Annotated in this window: 8 protein-coding genes; 3 read left to right on the top strand and 5 right to left on the bottom strand. The window is 68.2% G+C overall.

Annotated features, from left to right (window positions below; all coding sequences use genetic code 11):
• The first annotated feature begins 281 nt into the window (after positions 1–281).
• The gene (locus BRAS3809_RS25540) at positions 282–491 is read left to right on the top strand and encodes a hypothetical protein (protein ID WP_035658509.1); all 210 of its coding nucleotides are present in this window, start codon (positions 282–284) and stop codon (positions 489–491) included.
• Positions 492–571: 80 nt separating this feature from the next.
• On the opposite strand, the gene dprA is transcribed toward BRAS3809_RS25540, so the two are convergent.
• The 5 genes from dprA to BRAS3809_RS25515 all read right to left on the bottom strand — a co-directional run bounded on the left by dprA (position 572) and on the right by BRAS3809_RS25515 (position 6167).
• The gene (dprA, locus tag BRAS3809_RS25535) at positions 572–1687 is read right to left on the bottom strand and encodes a DNA-processing protein DprA (RefSeq protein WP_008964911.1); all 1116 of its coding nucleotides are present in this window, start codon (positions 1685–1687) and stop codon (positions 572–574) included.
• Positions 1688–1750: 63 nt separating this feature from the next.
• On the bottom strand, positions 1751–3046 hold the full coding sequence (locus tag BRAS3809_RS25530; protein WP_008964910.1) for a patatin-like phospholipase family protein: 1296 nt from the start codon (positions 3044–3046) through the stop codon (positions 1751–1753).
• Between the two features lie 215 nt (positions 3047–3261).
• Positions 3262–3858, bottom strand: a complete 597-nt coding sequence (gene plsY / locus BRAS3809_RS25525; RefSeq protein ID WP_008964909.1) for a glycerol-3-phosphate 1-O-acyltransferase PlsY — start codon at positions 3856–3858, stop codon at positions 3262–3264.
• Between the two features lie 30 nt (positions 3859–3888).
• Positions 3889–5190 carry a dihydroorotase gene (locus BRAS3809_RS25520; RefSeq protein WP_008964908.1) on the bottom strand — a complete coding sequence of 434 codons (1302 nt, stop codon included), beginning with the start codon at positions 5188–5190 and terminating at the stop codon, positions 3889–3891.
• 23 nt (positions 5191–5213) lie between these two features.
• Complete coding sequence (locus tag BRAS3809_RS25515) at positions 5214–6167, bottom strand: aspartate carbamoyltransferase catalytic subunit (RefSeq protein WP_008964907.1); 954 nt, start codon at positions 6165–6167, stop codon at positions 5214–5216.
• Positions 6168–6416: 249 nt separating this feature from the next.
• Here BRAS3809_RS25515 and BRAS3809_RS25510 point away from each other — a divergent pair, with 249 nt between their 5' ends.
• Positions 6417–8060, top strand: coding sequence for an acyl-CoA dehydrogenase family protein (locus BRAS3809_RS25510; RefSeq protein WP_008964906.1), 1644 nt, complete (start codon positions 6417–6419; stop codon positions 8058–8060).
• A complete protein-coding gene (locus tag BRAS3809_RS25505; RefSeq protein ID WP_008964905.1) occupies positions 8057–8881 on the top strand; it encodes a CPBP family intramembrane glutamic endopeptidase in 825 nt (274 codons plus the stop codon). The genes BRAS3809_RS25510 and BRAS3809_RS25505 overlap by 4 nt, the downstream gene beginning before the upstream one ends.
• Positions 8882–9000: the final 119 nt, after the last annotated feature.

The raw sequence follows: 9000 nt of genomic DNA, 5'->3' as shown, positions 1-9000 counted from the left end.
CGATACTTATTGATCGTCTTGGCCTTGGCAGGCGACTCCACGATGACGATGTTCATGTAATTCCAATAGCTTAGTGGAAGGATTGAAGCCTGTTTCGCGGGATTCGCGCTAGGCCTCGTTGATCCGAACATGGGTGGTGAGGGGGTTCCTGTCAAATCGAGGGATGTTGAAAGCTGATTGCGCAAGTCCCGCGAAGTACCTATCAGGTTGTAAGGAGCGCTATTGGAACCGTGCTCTTTTTGCGATGTTTTCCGTCAAATTCCCGACTTCGGATAGAGTTGTTGGCCAAGGAAGCGGACAAGCGCGACCCGGATCTGGAAGAATCGGTGGAGGATCCCGATGCCGCGGCGGCGCTGATCGCCGAGGTCACGGCGAGCCTGTCGCAGCTCGCCCAGCGCCATAACCTCGACATGCTCGATTACCTCCTGCGCATGGCCAATCTCGAAGCCGAGGAGCATCTGCGGCTGCGGAGCAAGCGCCGGCTGAGCTGAGAGGCCGGCAGCCCGGCAGCGATCACGATTTCGGTATTCAGGTGTGCGCCCGGTCGGAGCAGCTCTCGGTTCGCGTCGTGCTAGACCAGCGACACCATCCCGCCGCCATGCCGCTCCAGCCGGCCGGCCAGCTCGAGCTCGAGCAGCACCATGCGCAGCACGGCCGGTGACAGGCCGCTGATCCGGATCAGGTCGTCGATGGACACCGGCGTCGGACCAAGCAGCGCCACGATCTGCGCGCGGTCATGGGTCTCGGGATCGGGCGCGAACAGCTCCTCGTCCGGCTCGCGCAACGACAGCGGCAGCGGCCGCTCCATGATCGGGCCGACCGCCTGGATGATGTCGGCGGCCTCGGTGACCAGGGTCGCGCCCTGCTTGATGAGGTCGTTGGTGCCGGCCGAGCGCGGGTCGAGCGGCGATCCCGGCACGGCGAACACCTCGCGGCCCTGTTCGCTGGCCATCCGCGCGGTGATCAGCGAGCCCGAGCGGTGCGCGGCTTCGACCACCACGACGCCGAGCGAGGCGCCCGAGATCAGCCGGTTGCGGCGGGGAAAGTCGCGCGCGCGGGGCTCGTGGCCGAGCGGCATCTCGGAGATCGCAGCCCCGTTGCTGGCGAGGATGGCGCCGAGCAGGTCGACATGCTCCGGCGGATAGATCCGGTCGTGGCCGCCGGCGAGCACCGCGACGGTGCCGCTTGAAACGCTGGCGCGATGGGCGGCCTGATCGATGCCGCGGGCGAGCCCGGAGATGGTGAGGAAGCCGGCCTCGCCGAGCTCATGCGCGAGCTGGCCGGCGAACTTCAGTCCCGCCGCCGAGGCATTGCGCGAGCCGACGATCGCGATCATCGGGCGCATCAACGTGGCCCGTGCGCCGCGGATGACGAGCAGAGGCGGCGCGTCCTCGCAGGTGGCGAGCCGCGGCGGGTAGCCGTCCTCTTCGGGCGCCCGCAATTCCAGACCCTGGCGGCGACAGGCGTCGAGCTCGGCCTCGGCTTGATCCGCCGTGCAGATCCGGCCGGCAGTGGCTCCGCCACGACGGGCCAGCTCCGGCAGGCGATCGAGCGCGCGGTGCGCGGTGCCGAACTGATCGAGCAACGCCCGGAAGGTGCGCGGACCGACATTGTCGGAGCGGATCAGCCGCAGCCGGTCGCGCCGCTCGGTCGCGCTCAGTTCGACGGTCGGATTGATGGCGTCCACGCGAAGTCCCCCCGCAGAGGGCGCCAGCATGGAACAACCCGAGGGCGCAGGGAAGGGGGCGCGCTACGTCAGCGCAAGGTCGCGCGCGTCCACCGCTGCGGCAGCCGGCTGCTCGGCCGGTGGCTCGTCCTGGAGTGTCAACGTCGTGCCGGCGGGCGCCTGACGCAGCCAGCGATCGGCGGCGTCGCGGCCGCGCTGGTGCAGCGTTGCGATGAAGTCGCTGCCGAGGTCGGCGGCGTCGCGCTGCGCCAGGGCCTCGATCTCGTTTTCCGCGGCCAGACGATGCACCCGGGGCGGGTGCAGGCCGTCGCTGCGCGCCCATTCGAGCGCTGCGAGCTCGGCGTTGAGGACGGCATTGGCCGAGATCTGGTCGAGCCGGCGATCGATCGCTGCCGACGTGACGGGCACATAGCCGTCGCAGGCCGGCGTGACCTGGACCACCAGCAGGTCGGCGGCGCTGGAGTCATGCGCGATCTGGATCAGCGGCGGATTGGCAACGGCGCCGCCATCCCAATAAGCCTCGCCATCGACGTCGATCGCGGCCTGCAGCTGGGCCGGGCAGGTCGAGGCGAGCAGCACGTCGGGCGTGATCTCGGCGTTGCGGAACAGCTGCGGACGGCCGTCGCGGATCCGGGTCGCCGCAACCAGCAGACGGGGGGCGCCGGCGCTCTGCACGGCGTCGAAGTCGATGGTCTCGGTCAGGATGTCGCGCAGGGGATCGAGATCGAGCGCGTCGGCGCGTCCGCCGCGCAGACCCGCGCCGAACGACACCGCACTGCTGGCCGGCGAAAACGCGCCGATGATCATCAGCGAGCGGAACGACGCTTCTTCCATCAGCCGGGTCCAGAACAGCGCCAGCCGGTTGCGCGCCTCGTCGCGGCCGCCATGGGCGAGGCCGCTGGCGAGCAGCGCAGCGTTGACGGCACCCGCACTGGCGCCGCTGATCGTATCGAAATCGCAGGCCGGCTCCTCGAGCAGGCGGTCCAGCACGCCCCAGGTGAAGGCGGAGAAGGTTCCGCCGCCCTGCAGCGCCAGGGACAGCTTGCGCGGCGGCCACGTCCGCGGCGGCGGCGCCAGGGTCGCGCTGGCGATCGTCTCGGCGAGCGAGCGCTCGGGCGCATCCGCGGGCTTCGGCTCGGTGAGGTCTGTCGCGGCGATGATCGTTTCGGCGGCCGCAACGGCTTCGGGCGAAGGCGCCGGCGCGCTCGCGGCCAACGCCTGTTCCGCGATCGCTGGCTCGCTCACGGCGGTCGCGGCCGCTTCGGAAGCGGGGCTGACGGAGCCGAACGGATCCTCCGTCGACCAGATTTGCGCAGCCGACAGCAGGGCGCTGGCGCTCGAACGGACCGGTGTGGACATTTGCTGCGCCGACTCCTCATCAGGGCGTTCACCGCGCGTGGCGACGACGCACTCGAATTGGTCTTGCGTAATCAGATGCCGGAATCATGACAGGCAATCATGATTCACACCAGGGTTCGGCGTTAACTTATTAGTTAAAGCTGTGGCGGTGTTGCGGCACTGCCGCTTTTGGCGCGGCGCGCGACACGTCTTCTCCGTATTTGCCCGGGGGCTGACTACTTCTTCGCGCCGATCCTGCTCTCTGTTCCTCCCAGCAAGCGCTTGATGTTTTCGCGATGCATGTAAATGAGCAACAGGGTGAGCAGGCCGAGCAGGCCGGCCAGCGCGGTGTGGCCGAATGCCCACAACACGATCGGTGTCAGCACGCTCGCGACGAGTGCGGCCAGGGATGAGTAGCGGAAGGCGAATGCGGTCGCGAGCCAGACCGCGCAGAAGAAGATCGCGCCGGGCCAGAACAGGCCGATCAGAATACCAATATAGACCGCCACGCCCTTGCCGCCGCGGAACTTCAGCCACACCGGGAACAGATGCCCGAGGAAGGCGCCGAGGCCGGCGAGCATCGCTGCGTTGGGGCCGCCGAGCATGCCGGAGATGATCACCGCCGCGGTGCCCTTGAGGGCGTCGCCGAGCAAAGTCGCGGCCGCGAGACCCTTGCGGCCGGTGCGCAGCACGTTGGTGGCGCCGATGTTGCCGGAGCCGATGCTGCGCAGGTCCTGCGTGCCGGCAAGCCTGGTCAGGATCAGGCCGAACGGAATGGAACCGAGGAGATAGCCGATCAGCAGCGCGACCGGCAGCATGGTTTCGGAACCCATCACGCCACTCCCTCGACGCTTCGTCCGGCGTCAGACATGTTCGAACACGGTGCGGCCGCCGACGATGGTGCGGACCACGCGGCCGGTGAAGCGGGCCTCGTCGAACGGCGTGTTCTTGCACAGCGACTTGAGGTCGGCCGGATCGAGGATCCAGGGCACGTCCGGATCGATCACGATGATGTCGGCCGGCGCGCCGGCGCGCAAGGTGCCGCCGGGCAGGCCAAGCAGCTCCGCCGGGCGGGTCGACATCGCGCGGATCAGCATGGTCCAGCTCAGCTCGCCGCTGTGCACCAGCCGCAGCGACGCCGCGAGCATCGTCTCCAGGCCGACGGCGCCGCTGCCGGCCTCGGCGAACGGCAGCCGCTTGACCTCGACGTCCTGCGGATTGTGGTCGGACATGATCACGTCGATCAGGCCCGTGGCCAACGCCTCGACCAGCGCGCGGCGGTCGACCTCGGTGCGCAGCGGCGGCGTCAGCTTGAGGAAGGTGCGGTAGGGGCCGATGTCGTTCTCGTTCAGCGTGACATGGTTGATCGACACCGAGGCGCTGACGGCGAGGCCGGCGTCGCGCGCGCGTTTGAGGATGTCGAGCGAGTCCACCGAGCTCAGTGCGGCCGCGTGATAGCGGCCCTTGGTCAGCGCCACCAGGCGCATGTCGCGTTCCAGCACCACGGCCTCCGCGGCGGCCGGGATGCCCGACAGGCCGAGGCGCGAAGCGAACTCGCCCTCGTTCATGACGCCTTCGCCGACGAGGTTGGGATCCTCGGTGTGATGCACGATCAGCGCGTCGAAATCGCGGGCGTAGGTCAGCGCGCGGCGCATCACCTGGGCGTTCATCACGCTGGTGTGGCCATTGGAGAAGGCGACCGCGCCGGCGGCGCGCAGCAGGCCGATCTCGGTCATCTCCTCGCCGCGCAGGCCCTTGGTCAGCGCCGCCATCGGCTGGATGTTGACGATCGCGGTGTCGCGGGCGCGGCGCAGCACGAAATCGACGGTCGCGGAATTGTCGATGACCGGCTCGGTGCCGGGCTGGCAGATGATGGTGGTGATGCCGCCCGTCGCCGCGGCCTGGCTGGCGCTGGCGAAGGTCTCGCGATGGCCGAGGCCAGGCTCGCCGACGAAGGCGCACATGTCGATCAGGCCGGGCGCGACGATCTTGCCGGCGCAGTTGACGACGTCGGTGCCTTCCGGGACGCCGGCGGCGCCGATGCCGCGCTTGAGGTCGCGGATGACGCCATCGGCGATCAGCACGTCGCCGGGCCCGTCGATGTCACGGGAGGGATCGATGACGCGCGCATTGGCGAGCAGGATCGGGCGGCGATCGGTCAGCATGTCGTTTCGTCCCGACTTTGATCTCAAGCGTTGGGCAGGTTGCGGGCCAGCGCCTCGAGCACGGCCATGCGCACGGCGACGCCCATCTCGACCTGTTCCCGGATCAGCGACTGCGCGCCGTCGGCGACGATGGAGTCGATCTCGACGCCGCGGTTCATCGGCCCGGGATGCATCACCAGCGCATCCGGCTTGGCGTAGGCGAGCTTCTTCTGGTCGAGGCCGAAATACTGGAAATATTCCGACGACGACGGCACGAAGGAGCCGTTCATGCGCTCGCGCTGCAGCCGCAGCATCATGACGATGTCGGCGCCGTTGAGCCCCTCGCGCATGTCGCGCGCGACCTCGACGCCCATCCGCTCGATGCCCGGCGGCAAGAGCGTGGAGGGCGCGACGACGCGGACGCGGGCGCCCATCGTGTTCAAGAGCAGGATGTTGGAGCGCGCGACGCGCGAATGCAGCACGTCGCCGCAGATCGCGATCACCAGGCCCTCGATGCGGCCCTTGTTGCGGCGGATCGTCAGCGCGTCGAGCAGCGCCTGCGTCGGATGCTCGTGCGCGCCGTCGCCGGCATTGATCACGGAGCCGTCGACCTTGCGCGCCAGGAGCTCGACCGCGCCGGAGGCGTGGTGGCGGACCACCAGGATGTCCGGATGCATCGCGTTCAGCGTGACCGCGGTGTCGATCAACGTCTCGCCCTTCTTGATGGACGAGGACGACACCGACATGTTCATGACATCGGCGCCGAGCCGCTTGCCGGCGAGCTCGAACGAGGATTGCGTCCGGGTCGAGGCCTCGAAGAACAGGTTGACCTGGGTCCGGCCGCGCAGCACGGTGCGCTTCTTGTCGACCTGACGGTTCAGTTCGACATATTCCTCGGACAGATCGAGGAGACCGGTGATGTCGTGGGCGGAAAGGCCCTCGATTCCCAGCAAATGCCGGTGCCCGAGGACGAACGTCGATTTCGGAGAGGTTGCCATTAAAGCCAGAGCTATAGGCGCGGTTTCCATGGCGGGCAAGGCCGAAAGCCGACGTTCCGAGTTATCCCCCGTTCCGTCCTTCGGTCCGGTCGGCGCCGGGTCTGGAGGGCCGACAGGCCCGGCTCGTGGCGCAAGGTTTCGTGAACTATGCCCGGGAAGGGCGGCGGTTTTCGCTGCCGAGCCCGGCTGCGACCACGTATGATTTCACCATTCGGCCGTGCCGATGAAGCAGATGTTCCGACCTTGGCCATGACCCAGCGATTTCTCGAGACCCACGAGGTCTTCAACCAGTCTCCGCCGTTCGAGGACGTCGACCTGTTCACGGCGGACCGGCCGCTCGTCGACGCCGTCAAGGCGCATGGCGGGGCGGGGGCCGAGCGGGAGCTGGCGGCGTTCGGCGCCGAGTGGGGCTCGGCCGCGATGGCCGAGCAGGGCCGGCTCGCCAACGAGAACACGCCGAAGCTGCGCAGTTTCGACGCCAAGGGTTTTCGCCGCGATGTGGTCGAGTTTCATCCGGCCTATCACCAGATGATGGCGCGATCGGCTGCGGCCGGGCTGCACAATTCGACCTGGACCCCGCAGGGCAAGCCCGCCGGCGGCAGCTCCGAGGTGGTGCGCGCCGCGAAGTTCTACATCGCTGCGCAGGTCGAGAGCGGGCATCTCTGCCCGGTCACGATGACGCGCGCCTCGGTCGCGGCGCTGGCCGCGCAGCCCGATCTGCTGGCGCGGACCATGCCGGTGATCGCGACACGCGACTACGATCCGGCGTTTGCGCCGTGGTGGCAGAAGCGCGGCATGACGCTCGGCATGGGCATGACCGAGAAGCAGGGCGGCACCGACGTGCGCGCCAACATGACATCAGCGATGCGCACGGCCGACGGCTACCGCATCACCGGGCACAAATGGTTCATGTCGGCGCCGATGTGCGACGCGTTCCTGGTGCTGGCGCAGGCCGAGGGCGGCCTGACCTGCTTCTTCATGCCGCGCTTCACGCCGGACGGCGCCGTCAACGCGCTGCGCTTCCAGCGCCTGAAGGACAAGCTCGGCAACCGCTCCAATGCCTCGTCCGAGGTGGAGTTCGCGGGCGCCCATGCGGAGCGGGTCGGCGACGAGGGCAGGGGCATCAGCACCATCATCCAGATGGTGCAGCTGACGCGGCAGGATTGCGCGATCTCATCCGCCGGCCTGATGCGCTCGGGGCTCGCGCATGCTCTTCACCACGCGCGACACCGCAGCGTGTTCCAGAAGCATCTCGCCGATCAGCCGCTGATGCAGGCGGTGCTCGCCGACATGGCGTTGCATGTCGAGGCGACGGTGGCGCTGGTGATGCGGCTGTGCCGCGCCTTCGATCGCATGAGCGGTGATGCGAGCGAGGCCGCCTATATGCGGCTGCTGACGCCCGCGATCAAATACTGGGTGTGCAAGAGCGCGCCGCCGTTCCTCTACGAGGCGATGGAGTGCCTCGGCGGCAACGGTTATGTCGAGGACGGCATCCTCGCGCGCCACTTCCGGGAGTCGCCGGTCAATGCGATCTGGGAGGGCTCGGGCAACGTGATGTGCCTCGACGTGCTGCGCGCACTGTCGCGCGAGGCCGAGGCATCGGCTGCTGTCCTGAAGACCCTGGCGGACGAGACGCGAGGCTTGCCCGGCGCGGCCGAGGCCGTTGCCATGATCGCCGAAGCGTTTCGCCGCGGCGACGGTGAGCGCGTGGCGCGCCTTGCGGTCGAGAGGCTGGCGCTGCTCGCGGCGGCGGCCGCGCTGAACGCGGTGACGCCCGCGCACGCCGAACTGTTCGCCGCGACGCGCCTCCCCACCATTCATCCGAGCATGTATGGCGCGGTCGATCTCGATCCCGCCGCCATCCGTGCCTTGCTGGAGCGTAGCCTGCCTTGACCGACACGCCCGACGCCGCCGTGCTGGAGTCCCTCGATCCCGCTCATCCGCCGCAGCAGGGCGAGGCCGCGCCGCATCAGCCGCGCACACTCGGCTTCTGGCGGACCTTGCTGTGGGGCGTCCTGATCATCGTCGTCTTCTTCATCGGTCAGCTGACGCCGATCGGCTATTTCCTGCTCCGCCATGAGGGGCCGATCGACAGCCTCGCCCAGTTCGAGGTGGCCATGATCCAGATCGCGAGCCGCTCGCTCACGGTCTCGCTGTCGGCGATCATGGGCGTCCCGGCGATCCTGATCCCGATCTATTTCGCCGTCCGCCACACGCGGATGTCGTTCGCCGACTATCTCGGCCTGCGCTGGACAGGCTGGAAGAACTTCGCCCTGGGCGTGGTCGGGATGGTCGTGATCCTGGGCTGCTGGGAGCTCGCGGCGCAGCTGACGGGGCGCGAGGAGAAATCGGCGAGCTTCATGGTGGACATCATGAAGACCGCTCGAGGCGACGGCGTGGTCTGGCTGATGATCATCGCCTTCTGCGTCGCCGCGCCGGTATCGGAAGAGCTGATGGCGCGCGGCTTTCTCTATCGCGGCTGGTCCGACTCCTTCCTGCGCGTCCCCGGCGCGATCGTGCTGTCGTCGTTGCTGTGGACCGTGCTGCACCTGCAGTACGATTGGTTCGCTCTCTTGAACGTGTTTTCGCTCGGCGTGTGGTTCGGCTATCTGCGCTACCGGACCCATTCCCTGTACCTGACCATGGTGCTGCACGGCCTCAACAACCTCGCTGCGACGCTGCAGACGATGTGGCTGGCGAGCGGCAATGGCTGATGCCGGGCCTGGCGGGGATGCTGGTTGATACCAACCGCAACGCCGGAATCGTCGGGACATGGGGGAGCCTGGATGAGTGAGGACGGCCGCACATCCAAGCCGCCGCGCACCTGGTACTT

Origin of the sequence: Bradyrhizobium sp. STM 3809 (assembly GCF_000239795.1) — a bacterium.
Classification (GTDB): Bacteria; Pseudomonadota; Alphaproteobacteria; order Rhizobiales; family Xanthobacteraceae; genus Bradyrhizobium.
The sequence above is the reverse complement of the archived record's forward strand: the minus strand, read 5'-3'. Positions and strand labels throughout refer to the sequence as shown.

Coding starts and splice junctions, on each gene's coding strand:
- BRAS3809_RS25515 (WP_008964907.1), bottom strand. CDS start 6,167: ATGGCAACCTCTCCGAAATCGACGTTCGTCCTCGGGCACCGGCATTTG.
- BRAS3809_RS25510 (WP_008964906.1), top strand. CDS start 6,417: ATGACCCAGCGATTTCTCGAGACCCACGAGGTCTTCAACCAGTCTCCG.
- BRAS3809_RS25520 (WP_008964908.1), bottom strand. CDS start 5,190: ATGCTGACCGATCGCCGCCCGATCCTGCTCGCCAATGCGCGCGTCATC.
- plsY (WP_008964909.1), bottom strand. CDS start 3,858: ATGGGTTCCGAAACCATGCTGCCGGTCGCGCTGCTGATCGGCTATCTC.
- BRAS3809_RS25530 (WP_008964910.1), bottom strand. CDS start 3,046: ATGTCCACACCGGTCCGTTCGAGCGCCAGCGCCCTGCTGTCGGCTGCG.